The sequence below is a fragment of the Metapseudomonas otitidis genome, from assembly GCF_900111835.1.
In the GTDB taxonomy this organism is placed as follows: Bacteria; Pseudomonadota; Gammaproteobacteria; order Pseudomonadales; family Pseudomonadaceae; genus Metapseudomonas; species Metapseudomonas otitidis.
In genome coordinates, this window is the sequence record NZ_FOJP01000011.1 from 168180 (window position 1) to 187558 (window position 19379).

The window sequence follows — 19379 nt, forward strand, 5'->3', positions numbered from 1 at the left end:
GGCGTCGGCAACTACGCCATCGTTGCCAGCAACGCCCAGGGCAGTGGGCTGGGCAACTACGACATCACCTACGGCAACGGCACCCTGACCATCGACAAGGCCGCGCTGACCATCACGGCCAGTGACGCCAGCAAGACTGCCGGCCAGGTGGCGACCCTCAGCGGCTTCACCACCGCCGGGCTGGTGGCGGGGGACCAGGTCAGCGGTGTCAGCCTGGCCAGCCGCGGTGCCGGGGCAGGGGCTGCGGCCGGCAACTACGCCATCGTCGCCAGCAACGCCCTGGGCAGTGGCCTGGCCAACTACGACATCACCTATGTCGACGGCCTGCTCACCGTCACCGGGACCCTGCCTTCCAGCACCGTCACCGACCCGCGCGTGGCGACGGCGCAGAAGACTGGCAAGCAGTCCGGAAATGAAGCCGAACGGCCCCTGGTGGTGGTCACCCCGGCACTCTTCGCACCGGCCGAGTTCGGCGCGCAGCTCAACCTCGTCAACAACGGCATTCGTCTTCCCGAAGGAATCTGAAGATGCGTTCGACACCCGTGCTGGCCGGCCTTGCCGCCTCACTGATCAGCCTGTCCGTCTCCGCCGCCACCGCGCCGGATGCCGGCCAGGTGCAGCAGGGCCTCGACCAGCAACCCCTGCAGCTCAGCCCCCGGCAGTCCCTGCCGCTCAACCTGCCGGACGCACCCGCCGACCCGGCGGCGGACGCCGGCCCGCGCCTGCAGGTCAACGGCTTCACCCTGGAAGGCAACAGCGCGCTGGGCAGCGAGGAGCTGCTGGGCCTCTTGGCGGACCTGCCCGGCAAGGAACTCAGCGTCGGCCAGCTGCAGGCCGCCGCCAACCGCATCACCCGGCGTTACCGCGAGCAGGGCTACCCCCTGGCGCGCGCCTACCTGCCGGCCCAGGAGATCGAGGGCGGCGTGGTGAAGATCGCCGTGCTGGAAGGGCGCTACGGCGAGATCAAGGTGGACAACCCGGTGGGGCTGGGCGGCAGCGCCCTGGCGCCGCTGTCCTCGCTGAAGGCCGGTGACGCCGTGCAGGGCCAGCCGCTGGAGCGCAGCCTGCTGTTGCTGCAGGACACCCCCGGCGTGGAGGTGAAGTCCACCCTGCGCCCCGGTGCCAGCACCGGCACCACCGACCTGCTGGTGGGCCTGCAGCAAGCGCCCCTGGTCACCGGCTCGGTGGACATGGACAACTACGGCAACCGCTTCGTCGGCCAGTACCGCCTGGGCGGCACCCTGAACCTGAACAACCCGCTCAACCTCGGCGACCGTCTCAGCCTGCGGGCCATGGGCAGTGACCAGGACCAGCACTACGGCCGCGTGGCCTACCAGTTGCCGCTCGGCCCCTGGGCCACCCAGTTCGGCGTCGCCTACTCGGACATGGACTACGAGCTGGGCAAGGACTTCGAGGACCTGCGCGCCCACGGCAACGCGCGCATCGCCAGCGTCTACGCCATCCAGTCGCTGGTGCGCTCGCGGGACTTCAGCCTGTTCACCCAGCTGCAGTTCGACGACAAGCGCCTGAAGGACGACATCGACCTGTTCGACGAGAAGAGCGACAAGCACGCCCGCGTCGTCACCCTGACCCTCAACGGCAACAGCCGTGACGACCTGCTCGGCGGCGGGGTCAACAGCTTCGCCCTCGGCTGGAGCCAAGGCAGCCTGACCCTCGACGGTGCCCAGGCCCAGCGCACCGACGACGCCACCGCCGGCACCCGTGGACGCTTCCACAAGCTCAACCCCAGCCTGGTGCGCCTGCAGCGCCTCAGCGACCGCTTCAGCCTCTACACCCAGCTCCAGGGCCAGTGGGCCGACGGCAACCTGGACAGCTCCGAGAAGCTCTACCTGGGCGGCGCCTACGGTGTTCGCGCCTACCCCCAGGGCGAGGCTTCCGGCGACCAGGGCTGGCTGGCCAACGTCGAGCTGCGCTACGCCCTCACCGAGGCCTGGCAGTTGTCCACCTTCGTCGACCACGGCGAAGTGCGCCTGAACAAGGACACCTGGACCTCGGGCGACAACCACCGCAGCCTCTCCGGCGCCGGCTTCGGCGCCCTGTGGGCGGCCCATGGCTGGCAGGTCAACGCCGTGGCGGCCTGGAAGCTGGGCAACGCCGAAGCCGAGAGCGACGTGGAACGCACGCCTCGCGTCTGGGCCCAGGTGGTGCGCGCCTTCTGAGCCGTTGTCCCCTACCTGATGGTCAGGGGCAGCGCGGGCGGCGTAGAGTGGCGAACCCCTGCACCAGGAGCTCGCCATGTCACTGACGCACCTGCTCGTCCCGACCTTCTCGAATCAGCTGAACAGCCTGGCCCAATGGCTGGAGAAAGCCTCTCTTCATGCCCGTGAGCACGGCGAGGACGCCGACGCCTGGCTGGCGCTGAAGCTGGCCCCCGACATGTACCCGCTGGCTGCCCAGGTGCGTTTCGCTGCCTTCCAGGCGCTGGAACCCTGCTACCGGCTGCGCGGCCAGTCGATCCCGGAAGGCTGGCTGGAACGCCGTCGCCAGGCCTGGGCCGCCCATGACCACCCCGGCTCGCTGGAACAGGCCCAGGCGTGCCTGCGCGATGCCCTGGCCGAACTGGCTGCACTGGAACCGGCTGCGTTGGATGGCCGGATGGATGCGCCCATCGCCCTGGAGCTGCCCAACGGCATGGTCTTCGACATGAGCGCCGAGCAGTACGCCCGGGACTGGGCCCTGCCGCAGTTCTACTTCCACGCCATCACCGCCTACGCCATCCTTCGCCACCACGGCGTGGCGCTGGGCAAGGCCGACTACGTCGCGCACATGTTCGCCTACCTGCGGCCGGGGACCGTGCCGCAGGGGTAATGCTGCAAGGGGCCTCCACGAGAGCGGTGCTCCGGGTCGTTCGCCCAGCGCAACGGCCCGGGGTACGGCCGTCAGGCACGCATTTTTCACGCTCGGGTATCGGCTGCTGCGCACCGTGGAAACCCCGTCATTTCCTCCTATGCTCCAGCGGTAGTCGTCGGTAAACGACATCGTTTTGTCACGCACGACATGCGACCTCAAGGAGGCGAGGGCAGCGCCGATAGCCGGGTGGTTCCCCTCCGCGACGCGCCGTACCGCACGTGGCGAACACCCACTCTCGAGAGCACTTGGAATGAACATCAAGCAGAAGCTGACCTGGGCCTTCGCGGCCATCGCGTGCGTGCCCATCCTGCTGGTCGCCGTGGTGGTGATCTACAACCTGCGGTCCCAGGCCGAGGCGGACTTCCTCGATGGCAGCAACCGCGAGATCCGCCAGATCGACAACGCCATGGGCATGTTCTTCAAGGGCATCAGCGAGAACGTGGACTACATGGCCGCACTGCCCCAGGTGGTGGCCGCGCCGGTGCTGAAGAACTACACATCCGCCGATGCGCCGAGCATCCCGCTGCCGGAGACCAACAAGAAGCTGGAAGCCTTCTTCGACCGCTTCGCCAAGGCGCACCCGACCACCGCCTACCTGTCCTATGGCCGGGTCGACGGCGGCTACGCCATCTGGCCGGCCGACCCAGGGCTGAAGAGCTACGATCCCCGCGTCCGCCCCTGGTACAAGACCGCGCTGGCCAACCCCGGCCGCACGGTACGCACCGCTGCCTACTACTGGGCGCCCGACGATGCGGTGCTGATCGGCACCGTGCGCTCCGTCAACGATGCCCAGGGCAACCTGGCCGGCGTGGTGGGGCTGGACGTCTCCCTCAAGCAGCTCACCGACCTGGTCAAGCAGATCCGCATCGGCGAGACCGGCTACCTGATGCTGGTGGAGGAGAGCGGCAACGTGCTGGTCGACCCGAGCGACTCGGCGCACAACTTCAAGTCCCTGAACGACCTTGGCGAGGGCTACGCCAAGCTGGCCAATGCCCAGGGCCTGGTGCAGGTGGAGCTCAACGGCAAGCGCTACATGGCCAACGTCTGGGCCTCCCAGGGGCTCGGCTGGCACTTCATCGGCCTGATCGAACACGGCGAGGTGATGGCCAAGGCCAACGCGCTTGCCTGGCAGATCGGCATCATCGTGGCGGTGCTCGCCGTGCTGTTCGCGGTGGTCGGCGCGGTGTTCGCCAACCTCATCGTCAACCCGATCCGCAGCGTGGCCGATGGCCTGGAAGGCATCGCCCAGGGCGAGGGCGACCTGACCCGCAGCCTCTCGGTCACCGGCAAGGATGAAACCGCCGTGCTGGCGGGCTGGTTCAACCAGTTCCTCGGCGCCATCCGCCAGCTGGTGCAGCGCATCGTCGAAGCCTCGGCGGCCCTGCGGCACACCTCCGAGGGCAGCACCCGCGTGGCCCGCGAGATGAACGATGTCGCCGAGCGCCAGCGTGGCGCCGTGGAGATGGTCTCCACCGCCTTCAACGAGATGGTGGCCACTGCCAACGAAGTGGCCCGCTCCTGCAGCGCGGCGGCCACCTCCGCCGACGACGGCCAGCGCCAGGTGCACGCCGGGCAGACCCAGATCGAAGGCGCCACCGAAAGCGTGCTGCGCCTGAGCGAGAACCTGAAGCAGTCCGCCGATTCCCTCCAGGAGCTGGAGAAGGACAGCCAGAACATCAACGCCATCCTCGACACCATCCGTTCCATCGCCGAGCAGACCAACCTGCTGGCGCTCAACGCCGCCATCGAGGCCGCGCGGGCCGGCGAGCAGGGGCGCGGCTTCGCCGTGGTGGCGGACGAGGTGCGGGCCCTGGCGCAGCGCACCGCCGTGTCCACCGGCGAGATCGACAGCCTGCTGGGTGGCCTCGCCCGGCGCACCCAGGACGTGACCCGGCAGATGCAGAACAGCCTGGAAATGTCCCGCGCCAGCGTCGAGCGCATCGACCTCGCCAGCAAGAGCTTCGAGCAGATCCGTGGCGCGGTGGACCACATCCGCGACCAGAACACCCAGATCGCCACGGCGGCCGAGGAGCAGCACCACGTGGCCGAGGACATCAACCGCCACATCGCACAGATCCAGGACGATGCGCTGCTGGTGGAGAACCTCGCGCAATCGGCGCGGCGCGACTCCCACGAGCTGGCCCAGCTCTCCGAGCAGCTGCATGGGCTGGTGGGGCGCTTCAAGGCCTGAGCCCTTCCGGTTCGTACCTTCCACCGCCGGCACCCTGCCGGCGGTGGCGTTTCCGGCCGGGCGAACGTGGCTGTTGATCGCCCGGCTTCCTGCCAGGGTGTCGCTTCTGGTTGGTTGCATGCCGCTTGTCGGCCCTGGCCCGGCAACGCGCTTTGCTAGGTTGGACGGCCTTGACCGAGCCCACGGCCGACGACCACGGAGCAGCCCCTTGAGCCACGCCACCGCGTCCCACCGAACCGACACCGCGTCGAGCGACATCCCGCCACCTTCGGGTGACGCCAACCCGATCCTCACCGGCTACCGCGTCGGCCAGGACAATCTCCGTGGGCACTGGCTGGTGCCTTTCGACATCCACGGCGCGGTGTTCCTCACCTCGGCGCTCACCGTGCTGCTCTTCGTGGTGCTGACGTTGGTGTTCCGCGAGGCGGTGGAACCGGTGTTCACCGGCCTGCGCGACCTGCTCACCGGTCGCCTCAACGGCTTCTTCCTCGGTGCGGCGAACGTGTTCGTGGTGTTGTGCCTGGCCCTGGTGGTCTCGCCCCTGGGGCGGGTGCGCCTCGGTGGCACCCAGGCCCGGCCGGACTACTCCTACGGCAGCTGGTTTTCCATGCTGTTCGCCGCCGGCATGGGCATCGGGCTGATGTTCTACGGCGTCGCCGAACCCATCTCCCACTACCAGACCGCCCTGGCCGGCCTGCAGCTGGGCGAGGGCGGGGCGCGCATCGACTGGGCACCGTTGGCCGGTGCGCCGGGCAACCCCGCCGAGGCCGCGCGCCTGAGCATGGCGGCGAGCATCTTCCACTGGGGCCTGCACCCCTGGGCGATCTACGCCATCGTGGCGCTGGCCCTGGCGCTGTTTTCCTTCAACAAGGGGCTGCCGCTGTCGATCCGCTCGATCTTCCACCCCCTGCTCGGTGAGCGGGTGTGGGGCTGGCCGGGGCATGTGATCGACATCCTCGCGGTGTTCGCCACGCTGTTCGGCCTGGTCACCTCCCTGGGCCTGGGCGCCGAACAGGCGGCGGCCGGCATCGACTTCCTCTTCGGCACCGGCGCCTCGCTCACCGCCAAGGTGGTGCTGATCGTGGCTATCACCCTGGTGACGCTGTCCTCGGTGGCCGCCGGGGTGAACAAGGGCATCAAGCGCATGTCCGAGCTGACCATGGTCCTGGCCGTGGCGCTGCTGTTCTTCGTGGTCCTCGCCGGGCCCACCCGCGTGCTGCTGGCCGGCACTCTGGACAACCTCGGCGCCTACCTGCAGTACCTGCCGGCGCTGTCCAACCCGCTGGAGCGCAGCGATGCCGCCTTCAGCCAGGGCTGGACGGCCTTCTACTGGGCCTGGTGGGTGAGCTGGTCGCCCTTCGTCGGCATGTTCATCGCCCGCATCAGCCGGGGGCGCACCGTGCGTGAATTCCTCATCGCGGTGCTGCTGGTGCCTTCGCTGGTGTCGGTGTTCTGGATGAGCTCCTTCGGCGGCGCCGCGTTGCACCAGGTGTTCAGCGGCCTCGCCGGGGTGCAGGAGGCGGCCCTGGAGCTGAAGCTGTTCGTGATGCTCGCGCACCTGCCCTGGAGTGCGATCACCTCCTTCGTCGGCATCGTCCTGGCGCTGCTGTTCTTCATCACCTCGTCCGATTCTGGCTCCCTGGTGATCGACACCATCACCGCCGGCGGCAAGCTCAATGCACCGGTGGTGCAGCGGGTGTTCTGGGTCGTGCTGCAGGGCGTGCTGGCCATCGTCCTGCTGGTCGGCGGCGGCCTGGCGGCATTGCAGGCGATGGCGGTGTCCACCGGCCTGCCGTTCACCTTCGTCCTGCTGGTGGGGTGCGTCGCGGTGGTCAAGGGCCTGCTCAGCGAGCCCCGTGGCCAGGTGCGCCGCTCCATGGCAGGCGGGTAGGGCGTACAGGACCTCGCAGGCGTGAACGGGGTGGTGGCAGAGGGCGCGGATTTCCGCTCTACTGCCGCACCTTGGCGGGGGCGAGCGGCCTCCGCGTTCCCCTGCGACTGCGAGGTACACGGATGTTGGCTCAGGCCTTTCACTACAAATGCTGGGCGGACCGGCGCACCCTGGACGCCATCGCCCTGATCGATGCCAGCCGCTTTGCCGATTCGCTGGCCTTCACCCTGCAGCAGCTCAACCACATGGTCATCGTCGAAGACCTGTTCCGCGCCCGCCTGAGCGGCGTGGCCGAGCCGCACCCGGCCACCAACAGCCAGGCCATGCCGCCCTACGCGATGCTGCGCGAGCGGCTGCTGGCGTCCGGCCAGTGGTACGCCGCCCAGGCCGAGGACCCGGCCGATGGCGAGATCACCTTCCGCTTCACCGACGGCCAGGCCGGGCGCATGAGCCGCCAGGAAATGCTCTTCCACGTGCTCAACCACGGCACCTACCACCGGGGCAACATCGCCCATGCCCTGGACCTGGCCGGTGTGCCTCATCCCGCCGACACCTACACCGTGTACCTGCACGCGGTGCAGCCGGAGCGTCGACAACCCTCTGATGCGCCGGTGCGCTGAGGCCTCCCCGTGACGATACCGGCGCGATTGGCCCAGGTGTTCGAATGGCTGATGAAGCTGCTGCAGGCCGCCTTGACCCTGGGCTGCGCGATGGTGACCGGGGTCGTCTCCGGCATCGCCCTGGACGGCGGCCCCATTGCCGCCGTGGCGCTCACCCTCGCGCACCTCGCCCTGGCGCTGTGCGTGCATGTGGCTGGGCGCCCGCTGGGATGGCTTGACGGTGTTGCTGGTGCGGGTGCTGGCGGTGGAAATCCAGCCGATGCGCCGTGGCCTGCGGGTGCGCTGGTCCCGCCAGAAGCGCCTGCGCGGGCTGGGGGGCTACGTTTTCTGTGCCGACGCCGTGCCACCGCGCGGTCCCCGTGCGCGCCTGCGCATGATCGCCCTCGGGCCCGGCGCCAACCTGCTGCTGGCGGCGCTCGCAGCCCTGGTCGCGCTGCTGTGCATCGACTCGCCGCCGGCCTTTGGCATCGCCCTCGGCATGGCCAGCAGCAACCTGAGCATGGGCCTGGCCAACCTGGTACCCACCCTGCGCCCCATGCCCAGCGATGGCGCTCGCCTGCTCATGGCCTGGCGGGGCGCCGACGAGTCCGGCCCGGCGTTCGCCTACGCCCGCCTGCTGGCCCTCAGCGTGGCCGGTGTGCCCGCCGAGGCCCTGCCCGAGGCGGACCTGGCGAGCCTGGAGCAGCAGCCGATGCCCATGCCGCTGGTGGCGCTGGCCTACCGCCTGGATCGCGCGCAGGCGGCCGGTGATTGGGCAGCGGCGACGGCCATGCAGGCCCAGCTGGAGGCGTCGCTCACCGCGCACCCCCAGGCGCGTACCGAGTGTGCGGCGGTGGTGGCCTTGCTGCGGGGCGAGCTGGCCTTCAGCCAGGCCATGGCCAGTGGCCGTGCCGACGGCCTGGACGCCGTGCTGAACAACCGCGAGGTGGCCTGGTACTCACCGACCCTGCCGGCCCGTTGCCGAGCCTTGCAGGCACTGTTCAGCGGTGACGAAGCCGGGGCCGAGCGTGAACTGGAAGTAGCGGTGGCGCTGGGGGCCAACGCCAGGGTTCGCTCGTCCCACCCCCTGCAGCTCGCGCTCGCCGGGCATGTCCGCGCGTTGTTCAAGGGCCGGACCGCCGAAGGAGCGCTGCATGTCCCGTAGCCAGCGCCTGCTCGACCTGTTGCAGATCCTGCGGCGTCACCGCTACCCGGTGGCCGGTCACGTGCTGGCCGGCGAGCTGGGCATCAGCCTGCGCACCCTCTACCGCGACATCGCCACCCTCCAGCAACAGGGCGCCCACATCGAAGGTGGCGCGGGGCTGGGCTACGTGCTGCGCCCCGGCTTCGAGCTGCCGCCACTGATGTTCTCCCTGGAGGAGATCGAAGCCCTGGTGCTGGGCATGCGCTGGGTCGGTCGCCGTGGCGACCGCCGTTTGATGGGGGCTGCGCGGGACGTGCTGGCCAAGGTCGGTGCCGTGCTGCCACCGGCCCTGCGCGAGGAGCTGGAAACCAGCACCCTGCTGATCGGCCCGGCGCCGGCCAGCGACGTGTCCGACGCGCTGCTGGAGCAGGTCCGCGATGTCATCCGCCGGGAGCACCGGGTGCAGCTCGGCTACCGCGATGCCGACGGGCAGGCCTCGCAGCGGGTGGTCTGGCCGTTCGCCCTGGGCTACTTCGAGCAGGCCCGCGTGCTGGTGGCCTGGTGCGAGCTGCGCCAGGCCACGCGGCACTTCCGCCTCGACCGGGTGGAGGCCCTGCAGGACCTCGGCCAGCGCTACCCGCGCCGGCGCCAGGTGCTGCTGCGTGAGTGGCGCGCGCAGGAAGGCATCGCCGAGCAGTGAGGCTGCTGCCAGAAACTGACAGGGGAGGGGCCTAGCCTGTGCGCATCGAGTGACGACGCCCGTCGCTCCACACAAGGAGCCCCACCCATGATCGACTCCAGCCTGCTCAACCTGTACGTCGATGACCCGGCCCGCAGCGCCGATTTCTACCGGCGCCTGCTGACGGGGGACATCGTCGAGCAATCCCCGACCTTCGCCCTGTTCGTCTTCCCCAATGGCTTCAAGCTCGGCCTCTGGGGCCGTACCGGCGTCGAGCCGGCCACCACCGTGCGTGGCGGCGGCAGCGAGCTGTGCGTCCATGTCGACAGCGACGAAGAGGTGGACCGCCTGCACCAGCGCTGGCGCGAGCAGGGCGTGGAGATCGTCCAGGCACCGCTGGCCATGGACTTCGGCTACACCTTCACCGGCCTCGACCCGGACGGCCACCGCCTGCGGGTGTATCACCTGGCGATGTAGTGCCGGAAGCGGCGGCTCGCAAGCTTCAGCCCCGCTCGAATCCCCCGGCCAGCCCAGGGGATACCGGGCGGCCCCGGGTCAGAGGCCGACGAAGAAGCCGATGGCCAGTGCGTTGATGAGGTCGATGAAGAACCCGCACACCAGCGGCACCACCAGGAAGGCCTGGGGCGCGGCGCCGTACTGCTTGGTCACCGCGCTCATGTTGACGATGGCCGTGGCGGTGGAGCCCAGGCTGATGCCGCCGAAGCCGGCGCAGATGACGCTGGCCTCGTAGTTCCTGCCCAGCAGGCGGTAAACCACCCACACCGTGAACAGGACGGAGAGCACCACCTGCAGGCCGAGCGTGCTGAGGATGAAGCCGAGCATGCCGTGCAGCTCCCAGAGTTTGAGGCTCATCAGGGCCATGGTGAGGAACATGCCCAGGCAGATGTCGGAGATCAGCGACATGCCGCGCCCGGCCCCCGCCCAGCTCTGGATGCGGCGCGGGCTCAGCCATTGCAGGCCGTTGCGCAGGATGATCCCCGCCATCAGCGCACTGACGAACATGGGCAGGCGCAGGCCGGCCGAGCTCAGCAACTGGTCCAGGCCGTAGCCGAGCATCATGGCGAGGTTGAGCCACATCCAGGCCCAGAGGATGTCGTAGTAGCTCACGCTCACCTGGGAGGTGTCTTCGTAGGTGGCGCCGATGGCCAGGTCATGGTCCGGGGAGGTGGCCAGGCGATCGCGGCGGATCAGGTAGTTGGCGATGGGGCCGCCGATGACGCACGCCGCGATCAGGCCCACGGTGTTGCTGGCAACACCGATCTCCAGCGCGTTGCCGATGCCCAGGTCGCGGACGAAGGTGTCCGTCCAGGCCAGCGTGGTGCCGACCCCGCCGATCAGCGAGATGGACCCCGTCATCAGCCCGGCCTTCGGGTCGAGCCCGAACAGGCCGGCCATCCCCAGGCCCAGCAGGTTCTGCAGGATGATGAACAGGCTGGCGAGCGCGGTGAGCACCAGCAGCGGCCGGCCGCCCTTGAGCAGGGTGCGGACGTCGGACTTGAGGCCGATGCCGGCGAAGAAGTAGAGCAGCAGCCAGTCCCGGACCTTGAGGTCGAAACTGACCTGGATGTCCAGCGCCCAGTACAGGATGGCCACCACCAGGGCGCAGATCAGCCCGCCGATCACCGGCTCGGGAATGCTGTAGCGGCGCAGCAGTTCATAGCGCGAGCAGACAGCCTTGCCGGCGAACAGCAGCATGATCGCCAGCGTGAAACTGATGAAACCGCGAATCTCCAGGGTGTGTTCAAGCATCAGGGGCTCCCGGCAGGCAGCGCGGTTCTGGTGGCGCCGGACAGGGGCCGGGCCGTGCGATCCACGCCGTCGTGTGCAAAAAACAAGCGGCGAAGGCTAACCGAAACAGGCGGGGCCAGGATTGACCGGTGACGGCCCCGGGCGCGCCCTGCGTTCGCCGTTACTCCTGCGGAATGTTCGTCGCACTGGCCTGTCAGCCGAATGCGGGGGCTTTTCGACGGCACCTGGCCAAGGCTAGGTCATCAGAAAGAACCCCGAAGGCTATTCCGCATGTCTGCCATGCCTGTGGGCTGAATGCCTACGCAGTGGGCTCGGTAAGACGCTGCCGGGTCGCACGGCTCGATGAACGCGTGCAGCCGCTCTGGCCCGGCCCTTTCAAACAAAACCGCACACCGTTGCAACGCGAGCACGCGCCTTCAATTCCCGGGAAACGGCCTGGGGGAAGCTTGAGTCTCCATTCATCCCTCCCTGGAGAACCCCCATGGCCGTCGCCATCGCCGCCCCCGGCAAGACCCTGCTGGACCCGAAGAACCACACGCTGATCCTCATCGACCACCAGTCGCAGATGGCCTTCGCCACCAAGTCCATCGACGCTGTGACCCTGCGCAACAACGCCGCGCTGGTGTCCAAGGCCGCCCGTGAGTTCGGGGTGGACACAATTCTCACCACCGTCGCGGAGAAGAGCTTCTCCGGCCCGATCTTCGACGAGATCAAGTCGGTGTTCCCCGAGCATCAGGTGATCGACCGCACCACCATGAACACCTGGGAAGACCCGCGCATCGCCGTGGAAGTGAACCGCATCGGCAAGCCGAGGATCGTCCTCGCCGGCCTGTGGACCTCGGTATGCATCGTCGGCCCGGCCCTGTCCGCGCTGGACCAGGGCTTCGAGGTGTACGTCATCACCGACGCCTGCGGCGACGTCTCCAGCGAAGCCCACGAGATGGCCATCCAGCGCATGGTGCAGCTGGGCGCCCGCCCGATGACCGCCCTGCAATACCTGCTGGAACTGCAGCGTGACTGGGCCCGCGGCGAGACCTACGACCAGACCGTGAAGACCGCCATCGCCAACGGCGGCGCCTACGGCCTCGGCCTGATCTACGCCAAGACCATGTTCAATGCCTCGGAAGGTCACTGAGATGCGCATCGAACAGGTTCTCTACCGCGCCTCCGCCGAGGCCACCGGTGGCCGTGACGGTCGCGCCATCTCCTCCGATGGCGTGCTCGACGTCGCCCTTACCACGCCCCGCGAGCTGGGCGGCGCCGGCGGCGTCGGGACCAACCCCGAGCAGCTGTTCGCCGCCGGCTACTCGGCGTGCTTCCTGGGGGCGATGAAGTTCGTCGCCGCCCGCGACAAGCTGGCCATCCCCGCCGACGTGTCCATCGAGGGCGTGGTCGGCATCGGCGCCATTCCCAACGGCTTCGGCATCGAGGCCGAGCTGCGCATCAGCCTGCCGGGGCTCGATGCCGAGGCCGCGCGCACCCTGGTGGAGCGGGCGCACATCGTCTGCCCGTATTCCAACGCCACGCGCAACAACATCGACGTGACCCTCACCCTGATCGACTGAAGGAGCAGACACCATGCCCCGCATAGCCTTGCTGAGCGCATTGATCGCCCTGGCCGTCGGCCAGGCCCAGGCCGCTGACTACAGCGGCGTGGAACACAACACCCGGACATTTCTCGAAGCCCTGGAGAAGGGCGGCGGCAAACCGCTGGAAACCCTCAGCCCGCAGGACGCACGCGCCGTGCTGGTGGGCGCGCAGAACTCGGTGAAGGTCGACCTCTCCGGCATCAAGGTGGAGGAGAAGACCATCCAGGCCAACGGCCAGCCCCTGAAGCTGACCGTGGTACGGCCCACCGACGCCAAGGGCACGCCCCCGGTGTTCATGTACTTCCACGGCGGCGGCTGGGTGCTGGGCGACTACCCGACCCACGCACGGCTGATCCGCGACCTGGTGGTGAACTCCGGCGCCGTGGCCGTCTACGTCGGCTACGCCCCATCGCCCGAGGCCCGCTTCCCCACCGCCATCGACCAGGCCTATGCCGCCACCTGCTGGGTCGCCGAGCACGGCAAGGAGCTGGGCGTGGACGGCAGTCGCCTGGCGGTGGCCGGCAACAGCGTCGGCGGCAACATGGCCGCCGTGGTGGCGCTCAAGGCCAAGGAGCAGGGGGCGCCTGAACTGCGCTTCCAGCTGCTGCTGTGGCCGGTGACCGATGCCCGCTTCGATAACGCGTCCTACACCCAGTTCGCCCAGGGCTACTTCCTCACCCAGCCGATGATGAAATGGTTCTGGGACAACTACACCACCGACGCCCAGCAGCGCGCCGACATCCATGCCTCGCCGCTGCGCGCCAGCGCCGAACAGCTCAAGGGCCTGCCGCCGGCACTGGTGCAGACCGCCGAGTTCGACGTGCTGCGCGACGAGGGTGAGGCCTATGCCCGCCACCTGGACGCAGCGGGCGTCGAGGTCACCGCCGTGCGCTACAACGGCATGATCCACGACTACGGCCTGCTCAACCCCCTGGCCCACGTGCCGACGGTGCACACCGCGCTGCGCCAGGCCGGGGTCGAGCTGCGGCGGCACCTGCAATGAGCGCCCTCCGGCCCGGTGAAGGGCAGGGGGGCGATGATCCGGTCACCCTGCTCATCCGCCATCGCGTCCATGCCGCCCATGCCAGGGAGTACGAAGCCTGGCTGCGGCGCATCGTCGGTATCGCCCAGGGCTACCCTGGGCACCTCGGGGTGGACGTGATCCGCAGCCATGAGCAGGGCGTGCCGCTGTTCACCAGCGTGCTGCGTTTCACCGGGCCGGAGTGCCTGCAGGACTGGCTCGGTTCCGAGACCCGACGCCAGCTGGTGGCGGAAATCTCGCCGCTGCTGCTGGAGGACGAGGCCCTGGAGCTGAACCCGGCGCGGGAGTTCTGGTTCGCCCCGGCCAGCGCCGAACAGCCACCGCCCCCACGCTGGAAGCAGGCCTGCGTCAGCTTCCTGGTGATCCTGCCGCTCAGCCTGCTGGTGCCCTGGGCCTGGCAGCCGGCATTCGCCGCCTGGCCCTGGCTGGGTGGCTACCTGCCGAGCAACGTGGTGATCACCCTCAGCATCGTCCTGCTGGTGGTCTACCTGTTCATGCCGCGCGTGACCCGCTGGCTCGCGCCCTGGCTGGAAGGCCCCGGCCCCGGAGGTCCCCATGACCGATGAATCCACCCCCAATGGCCGGCGGCGGTTTCTCGCCGCCTCGTCCATCCTCGGCGCCGCTGGCGCGCTGTGGCCCGCGCTCCCGGTGTTCGCGGGCGAAGGCAAAGGAGCTTCCCCCATGCATCCCGATCTGATCCTCCACAACGGCCGGTTCCACACCGTGGACCGCGAGAAACCCACCGCCAGCGCCGTGGCCATCCGCGACGGGCGCTTCGTCGCGGTCGGCAGCGAAGCGGAGGTGATGCCCCTGCGCGGGCCCGCCACCCAGGTGGTCGACCTCAACCGCCGCACCGTCATCCCCGGGCTCAACGACTCCCACCTGCACCTGATCCGGGGCGGCCTCAACTACAACCTGGAGCTGCGCTGGGAGGGCGTGCCCTCGCTGGCCGATGCCCTGCGCATGCTCAAGGACCAGGCCGACCGCACGCCCTCGCCGCAGTGGGTGCGGGTGGTGGGCGGCTGGAACGAATTCCAGTTCGCCGAGCGGCGCATGCCGACCCTGGAGGAGATCAACCGCGCGGCGCCCGACACGCCGGTGTTCATCCTCCACCTCTACGACCGCGCGCTGCTCAACCGCGCGGCGCTGCGGGTGGTCGGCTACGACCGCAACACGCCCAACCCGCCCGGCGGCGAGATCGTCCGCGACGGCAACGGCGAACCCACCGGCATGCTCATCGCCCGGCCCAACGCGATGATCCTCTACGCCACCCTGGCCAAGGGGCCCAAGCTGCCGCTGGAGTACCAGGTCAACTCCACCCGCCAGTTCATGCGCGAGCTGAACCGCCTTGGCGTCACCAGCGCCATCGACGCCGGCGGGGGCTTCCAGAACTACCCGGACGACTACCAGGTGATCGAGCAACTGGCCCGCGACGGCCAGCTCACCGTGCGCATCGCCTACAACCTGTTCACCCAGAAACCGAAGGAAGAACTGGACGACTTCAAGCGCTGGACCGGCTCGGTGAAGTACGGCCAGGGCAGCGACTTCTTCCGCCACAACGGCGCCGGGGAAATGCTGGTGTTCTCCGCCGCCGACTTCGAGGACTTCCTCGAACCGCGCCCGGACCTCGCCGCCAGCATGGAGGCCGAGCTGGAGCCGGTGGTGCGCCACCTGGTGGAACAGCGCTGGCCGTTCCGCCTGCACGCCACCTACGACGAGTCCATCTCGCGCATGCTCGACGTGTTCGAGAAGGTCGACCGTGACATCCCCTTCAATGGCCTGCCGTGGTTCTTCGACCACGCCGAAACCATCAGCCCGCGCAACATCGAGCGGGTTCGGGCGCTGGGCGGCGGCATCGCCATCCAGGACCGCATGGCCTTCCAGGGCGAGTACTTCGTCGAGCGCTATGGCGCCCAGGCCGCCGAGAAGACCCCGCCAATCCAGCGCATGCTCGCCGAGGGCATTCCGGTGGGTGCCGGCACCGACGCCACCCGCGTCTCCAGCTACAACCCCTGGACCTCGCTGTACTGGCTGGTCAGCGGCAAGACCGTCGGCGGCCTGGCCCTCCAGCCCCAGGGCCTGCCCCGGGAAACCGCGCTGCAGCTGTTCACCCAGGGCAGTGCCTGGTTCTCCAGCGAGCAGGGCAAGAAGGGGCAGATCAAGGTGGGCCAGCTGGCGGACCTGGTGGCCCTCTCGGCGGACTTCTTCAGCATCGAGGACGAGCAGATCAAGTGGCTGGAGTCGGTCCTCACCGTCGTCGACGGCAAGGTCGTGCACGCCGCCGCCGAGTTCGACCGCCTCGGCCCACCGCAACTGCCGGTGCTGCCGGACTGGTCCCCGGTGGCCCGTGTTCCGGGCCACTGGCGGCCGGGCGCGCCGACGGTGGCCGCCGTGCACCAGTGCGCCGGCGCCTGCAGCGTCCACGCCCACAGCCACGAGCGGGCCCGCCAGTCGAAGGTGCCGGTGAGCGACTTCACCGCCTTCTGGGGTGCCTTCGGCTGCTCCTGCTTCGCCTTCTGAGGCCAGGACGCGCCTCCAGGCCCCGCCCTCGTGCGGGGCTTTTCCATTCCGGGGGCGGGGCGTGGAGCCATTAAAAAAAGCGGGTCTCAGGCCCGGATAACATCGTTTTTCAGGGGGTGGCCCATTCCCTATATTCGCCGGCACACAGCACTGCTGCTGACCTTGTCTAGCCGGATCGGGAATGGAAATGAGCAAGAACCTAGAAAGCCCCCGCGACGCCATCGCGGGTATCGGAACCCAGGTGGTCTGGGCGGGCGAGCAGGATGGCCACCCCTACAACGCCACCCAGACACCCATCGTCTTCAGCGCCGCCTATGGCTACCAGGACGTCGACCACTGGTACGACGTCGCCCTGGGCAAGCGCGAAGGCTACATCTACAGCCGCATGGGCAACCCGACGGTGACCACCCTGGAGGCCAAGCTCTGCGAACTGGAGCAGGCGGAATCGGCGGTCGCCTTCAGCAGCGGCATGGCCGCCATCAGCGCGGTGCTGCACACCTTCCTCTGCCAGGGCAAGCGCGTGGTCTCGACCCGCGACAGCTACGGCGGCACCAACAAGATCTTCGAAGAGTTCCTCCCGCGCATGGGCGTGGACGTGGTGCTCTGCGACACCCTCGACACCCAGGCCATCGAGGCGGAGATCGCCCGTGGCTGCGACCTGCTGTACCTGGAGACGCCCACCAACCCGACCCTGAAGGTGCTGGACATCCGCCGCCTGGTGGCAGCGGCCAAGCGCGTCGGCGCCCTGGTGGTGGCCGACAACACCTTCGCCACGCCGCTCAACCAGAACCCGCTGGCCCTGGGGGTGGACGTGGTGGTGCACAGCGCCACCAAGTTCCTCTCCGGCCACGGTGACGCCCTGGGTGGCATCGCCTGCGGCGCCGAGCACCTGATGGCCAGCGTCCGGCACTACCGCGAGATCAACGGTGCCGCGCTGGATGCCTTCTCCGCCTTCCTGATCATCCGCGGCATCAAGACCCTGGCCCTGCGCCTGCGCCAGCAGCAGCGCAGTGCCCAGGCCCTGGCCGAGTACCTGCTCACCGAGCCCCTGGTGGAAGCGGTGAACTACCCGGGCCTGCCCAGCCACCCCGGGCACGCCATCGCCCGTGGGCAGATGCGCGGCTTCGGCGCCATCGTCAGCTTCGTCCTGCGGGGCGGCATGGACACCGTGACCCGCCTGCTGCCACGCCTGCGCTACGCCCACCGGGCCGGCAACCTCGGCGCGGTGGAGACCATCTACGGTCCCGCGCGCACCACCAGCCACGTGGAGAACACCCTGGAGGAGCGCCTGGCCCTGGGCATCTCCGAAGGGCTGGTACGGGTTTCCGTCGGCATCGAGGAGACCGAGGACCTGCTGGCCGACCTGCAGCACGCATTCGCCGGCGTTCGCGCCGAACTCGCCGCCGTGGCACCTCGCCAGGGCGAACCTTCACTGACCGGATGTCGCACCGAGGTGGAACTCTGACATTCGCCCCACTCCTGGCCGGAGAGTCAGCGAGTCCTTCATGAAAAGGAATAACAAGAAAAACCTGACGGCAAACAGTTTGGTTCTGCCTTGAAGTTGTTCGCAGAAACGTCCTTGTCCGCACACTTTCATGAGATTCAACTTATGTCCCTACATACAACAAACGACAAAGCGACATCGGGGCCTGATTTCAAACAGGACATGCAGACCCGCCACATCGTCATGCTGGCGCTGGGCGGGGTGATCGGCACCGGCCTGTTCCTCACCTCCGGCTACACGGTCAACCAGGCGGGGCCGCTGGGCGCGGTCATCGCCTACGTCATCGGCGCGGTGATGGTGTACATGGTGATGATGTGCCTGGGCGAGCTGGCCGTGCACATGCCCGAGACCGGCTCGTTCAGCAGCTACGCCTCCCGCTACCTCGGAGCGGGCACCGGCTACACCGTGGCCTGGCTCTACTGGCTGACCTGGGCGGTGGCCATCGGCTCGGAGTTCACCGCCGCCGGCATCCTCATGGTGCGCTGGTTCCCGGACACCCCGGTGTGGATCTGGAGCGCGCTGTTCGCCCTGACCGTCTTCATCAGCAACGTGGTGTCGGTGCGGCTGTTCGCCGAGACCGAGTTCTGGCTGTCACTGGTCAAGGTGCTGGCCGTGCTGGCCTTCCTGGTGGTCGGTGCCGGCGCCATCTTCGGTGTCTTCGAGACCCGCCACGTGCAGAGCGCGGGCCTGGCCAACTTCACCCGCGAAGGGCTGTTCCCCACCGGTTTCTGGTCCATCGCCATGACCCTGCTGGCGGTCGCGTTCGCCTTCTCCGGTACCGAGCTGATCGGCATAGCCGCGGGCGAGACCCGCGACCCCAAGCGCAACGTACCGAAGGCGATCCGCACCACCGTGGTTCGCCTGGCGCTGTTCTTCGTCGGCACCATCTTCGTCCTGGCGACGTTGCTGCCCCGGGAGCAGGCCGGCCTGGTGGAGAGCCCCTTCGTCACGGTGTTCGAGTCCATCGGCATTCCCTACTCGGCGGACATCATGAACTTCGTGATCATCAGCGCGCTGCTCTCGGCCGCCAACTCCGGGCTCTACGCCGCCTCGCGGATGCTCTGGACCCTCAGCGACCAGGGCCACATGCCCAAGCGCTTCGCCACCCTCAGCCGCATGGGCACGCCGTTCAACGCCATCGTCGTGAGCATGGCCGGCAGCATCGCCTCGCTGCTCAGCAGCGTGTTCGCGCCGGACACGGTCTACCTCGCCCTGGTGTCCATCTCCGGCCTGGCCGTGGTGGTGGTGTGGATGAGCATCGCCGCCAGCCAGATGGCCTTCCGGCGCCACTACCTGGCCAACGGCGGCCGGCTGGAGGACCTGGGCTTCCGCGTGCGTGGCTACCCCTGGGTGCCGCTGGGCGCGTTGGTGTGCTGTGCCCTGGCGTGCATCGGGATTGCCTTTGATCCGGCCCAGCGAGTTGCGCTCTACTTCGGCGTGCCGTTCATTGCCTGGTGCTACTTCGTCTACTGGGTGACCTGCAAGCTGCGCGAACGGCGCCAGGCTTCACCCGTGGCCCCGGCAAGGGTACCGGGGGCGGCCTGAACCACGCCTTCCCATTGCGCCGTCCCGAGGTCCC

Annotated in this window: 17 protein-coding genes; 16 read left to right on the plus strand and 1 reads right to left on the minus strand. The window is 68.7% G+C overall.

Features of this window, described 5'->3' with window-relative positions; all coding sequences use genetic code 11:
- The 9 genes from BM198_RS15820 to BM198_RS15860 form a co-directional block, all read left to right on the plus strand.
- A partial coding sequence (locus tag BM198_RS15820) for an MBG domain-containing protein (RefSeq protein ID WP_208610367.1) occupies positions 1-525 on the plus strand: 525 nt, incomplete at its 5' end.
- Between the two features lie 2 nt (positions 526-527).
- Positions 528-2180, plus strand: a complete 1653-nt coding sequence (locus BM198_RS15825) for a ShlB/FhaC/HecB family hemolysin secretion/activation protein (RefSeq protein WP_074971218.1) — start codon at positions 528-530, stop codon at positions 2178-2180.
- 76 nt (positions 2181-2256) lie between these two features.
- On the plus strand, positions 2257-2829 hold the full coding sequence (locus BM198_RS15830) for a DUF1993 domain-containing protein (protein ID WP_074971220.1): 573 nt from the start codon (positions 2257-2259) through the stop codon (positions 2827-2829).
- Between the two features lie 292 nt (positions 2830-3121).
- Entirely contained in the window at positions 3122-5062 is a 1941-nt protein-coding gene (locus BM198_RS15835) for a methyl-accepting chemotaxis protein (protein ID WP_074971222.1), read from the plus strand.
- 208 nt (positions 5063-5270) lie between these two features.
- On the plus strand, positions 5271-6953 hold the full coding sequence (locus tag BM198_RS15840; RefSeq protein WP_074971224.1) for a BCCT family transporter: 1683 nt from the start codon (positions 5271-5273) through the stop codon (positions 6951-6953).
- 122 nt (positions 6954-7075) lie between these two features.
- Positions 7076-7573: a DinB family protein gene (locus BM198_RS15845; RefSeq protein ID WP_074971226.1), complete on the plus strand. Its 498-nt coding sequence runs from the start codon at positions 7076-7078 to the stop codon at positions 7571-7573.
- 187 nt (positions 7574-7760) lie between these two features.
- The gene (locus BM198_RS15850; protein WP_074971228.1) at positions 7761-8717 is read left to right on the plus strand and encodes a hypothetical protein; all 957 of its coding nucleotides are present in this window, start codon (positions 7761-7763) and stop codon (positions 8715-8717) included.
- Positions 8707-9396 carry a helix-turn-helix transcriptional regulator gene (locus BM198_RS15855; protein ID WP_074971230.1) on the plus strand — a complete coding sequence of 230 codons (690 nt, stop codon included), beginning with the start codon at positions 8707-8709 and terminating at the stop codon, positions 9394-9396. Before BM198_RS15850 ends, BM198_RS15855 begins: the two co-directional genes overlap by 11 nt.
- Before the next feature lie 87 nt (positions 9397-9483).
- The gene (locus BM198_RS15860; protein ID WP_074971232.1) at positions 9484-9852 is read left to right on the plus strand and encodes a VOC family protein; all 369 of its coding nucleotides are present in this window, start codon (positions 9484-9486) and stop codon (positions 9850-9852) included.
- Positions 9853-9930: 78 nt separating this feature from the next.
- On the opposite strand, the gene gltS is transcribed toward BM198_RS15860, so the two are convergent.
- The gene (gltS, locus tag BM198_RS15865; protein WP_074971234.1) at positions 9931-11145 is read right to left on the minus strand and encodes a sodium/glutamate symporter; all 1215 of its coding nucleotides are present in this window, start codon (positions 11143-11145) and stop codon (positions 9931-9933) included.
- A gap of 481 nt (positions 11146-11626) precedes the next feature.
- On the opposite strand from gltS, the gene BM198_RS15870 reads away from it, so the two are divergent.
- The 7 genes from BM198_RS15870 (at position 11627) to BM198_RS15900 (ending at position 19345) form a co-directional block, all read left to right on the plus strand.
- Entirely contained in the window at positions 11627-12280 is a 654-nt protein-coding gene (locus tag BM198_RS15870; RefSeq protein ID WP_074971236.1) for a hydrolase, read from the plus strand.
- A gap of 1 nt (position 12281) precedes the next feature.
- Positions 12282-12710 carry an organic hydroperoxide resistance protein gene (locus BM198_RS15875; RefSeq protein WP_074971238.1) on the plus strand — a complete coding sequence of 143 codons (429 nt, stop codon included), beginning with the start codon at positions 12282-12284 and terminating at the stop codon, positions 12708-12710.
- Between the two features lie 13 nt (positions 12711-12723).
- Entirely contained in the window at positions 12724-13737 is a 1014-nt protein-coding gene (locus BM198_RS15880) for an alpha/beta hydrolase (RefSeq protein WP_074971241.1), read from the plus strand.
- Complete coding sequence (locus tag BM198_RS15885) at positions 13734-14342, plus strand: putative antibiotic biosynthesis monooxygenase (RefSeq protein WP_074971243.1); 609 nt, start codon at positions 13734-13736, stop codon at positions 14340-14342. Before BM198_RS15880 ends, BM198_RS15885 begins: the two co-directional genes overlap by 4 nt.
- Positions 14343-14457: 115 nt before the next feature.
- Positions 14458-16296: an amidohydrolase gene (locus BM198_RS15890; RefSeq protein WP_139233637.1), complete on the plus strand. Its 1839-nt coding sequence runs from the start codon at positions 14458-14460 to the stop codon at positions 16294-16296.
- Between the two features lie 187 nt (positions 16297-16483).
- Positions 16484-17761: a cystathionine gamma-synthase family protein gene (locus tag BM198_RS15895; protein WP_074971335.1), complete on the plus strand. Its 1278-nt coding sequence runs from the start codon at positions 16484-16486 to the stop codon at positions 17759-17761.
- Positions 17762-17962: 201 nt separating this feature from the next.
- Positions 17963-19345: an amino acid permease gene (locus tag BM198_RS15900; protein WP_139233632.1), complete on the plus strand. Its 1383-nt coding sequence runs from the start codon at positions 17963-17965 to the stop codon at positions 19343-19345.
- Positions 19346-19379 lie beyond the last annotated feature (34 nt).

What these genes read in the sequence shown, in the direction of transcription:
- BM198_RS15900 (WP_139233632.1), top strand. Translation starts at nt 17,963, where the DNA reads ATGCAGACCCGCCACATCGTCATGCTGGCGCTGGGCGGGGTGATCGGC.
- BM198_RS15875 (WP_074971238.1), top strand. Translation starts at nt 12,282, where the DNA reads ATGCGCATCGAACAGGTTCTCTACCGCGCCTCCGCCGAGGCCACCGGT.
- gltS (WP_074971234.1), bottom strand. Translation starts at nt 11,145, where the DNA reads ATGCTTGAACACACCCTGGAGATTCGCGGTTTCATCAGTTTCACGCTG.
- BM198_RS15885 (WP_074971243.1), top strand. Translation starts at nt 13,734, where the DNA reads ATGAGCGCCCTCCGGCCCGGTGAAGGGCAGGGGGGCGATGATCCGGTC.
- BM198_RS15855 (WP_074971230.1), top strand. Translation starts at nt 8,707, where the DNA reads ATGTCCCGTAGCCAGCGCCTGCTCGACCTGTTGCAGATCCTGCGGCGT.
- BM198_RS15845 (WP_074971226.1), top strand. Translation starts at nt 7,076, where the DNA reads ATGTTGGCTCAGGCCTTTCACTACAAATGCTGGGCGGACCGGCGCACC.
- BM198_RS15880 (WP_074971241.1), top strand. Translation starts at nt 12,724, where the DNA reads ATGCCCCGCATAGCCTTGCTGAGCGCATTGATCGCCCTGGCCGTCGGC.
- BM198_RS15835 (WP_074971222.1), top strand. Translation starts at nt 3,122, where the DNA reads ATGAACATCAAGCAGAAGCTGACCTGGGCCTTCGCGGCCATCGCGTGC.
- BM198_RS15860 (WP_074971232.1), top strand. Translation starts at nt 9,484, where the DNA reads ATGATCGACTCCAGCCTGCTCAACCTGTACGTCGATGACCCGGCCCGC.
- BM198_RS15825 (WP_074971218.1), top strand. Translation starts at nt 528, where the DNA reads ATGCGTTCGACACCCGTGCTGGCCGGCCTTGCCGCCTCACTGATCAGC.
- BM198_RS15895 (WP_074971335.1), top strand. Translation starts at nt 16,484, where the DNA reads ATGAGCAAGAACCTAGAAAGCCCCCGCGACGCCATCGCGGGTATCGGA.
- BM198_RS15870 (WP_074971236.1), top strand. Translation starts at nt 11,627, where the DNA reads ATGGCCGTCGCCATCGCCGCCCCCGGCAAGACCCTGCTGGACCCGAAG.
- BM198_RS15830 (WP_074971220.1), top strand. Translation starts at nt 2,257, where the DNA reads ATGTCACTGACGCACCTGCTCGTCCCGACCTTCTCGAATCAGCTGAAC.
- BM198_RS15890 (WP_139233637.1), top strand. Translation starts at nt 14,458, where the DNA reads ATGCATCCCGATCTGATCCTCCACAACGGCCGGTTCCACACCGTGGAC.
- BM198_RS15850 (WP_074971228.1), top strand. Translation starts at nt 7,761, where the DNA reads ATGTGGCTGGGCGCCCGCTGGGATGGCTTGACGGTGTTGCTGGTGCGG.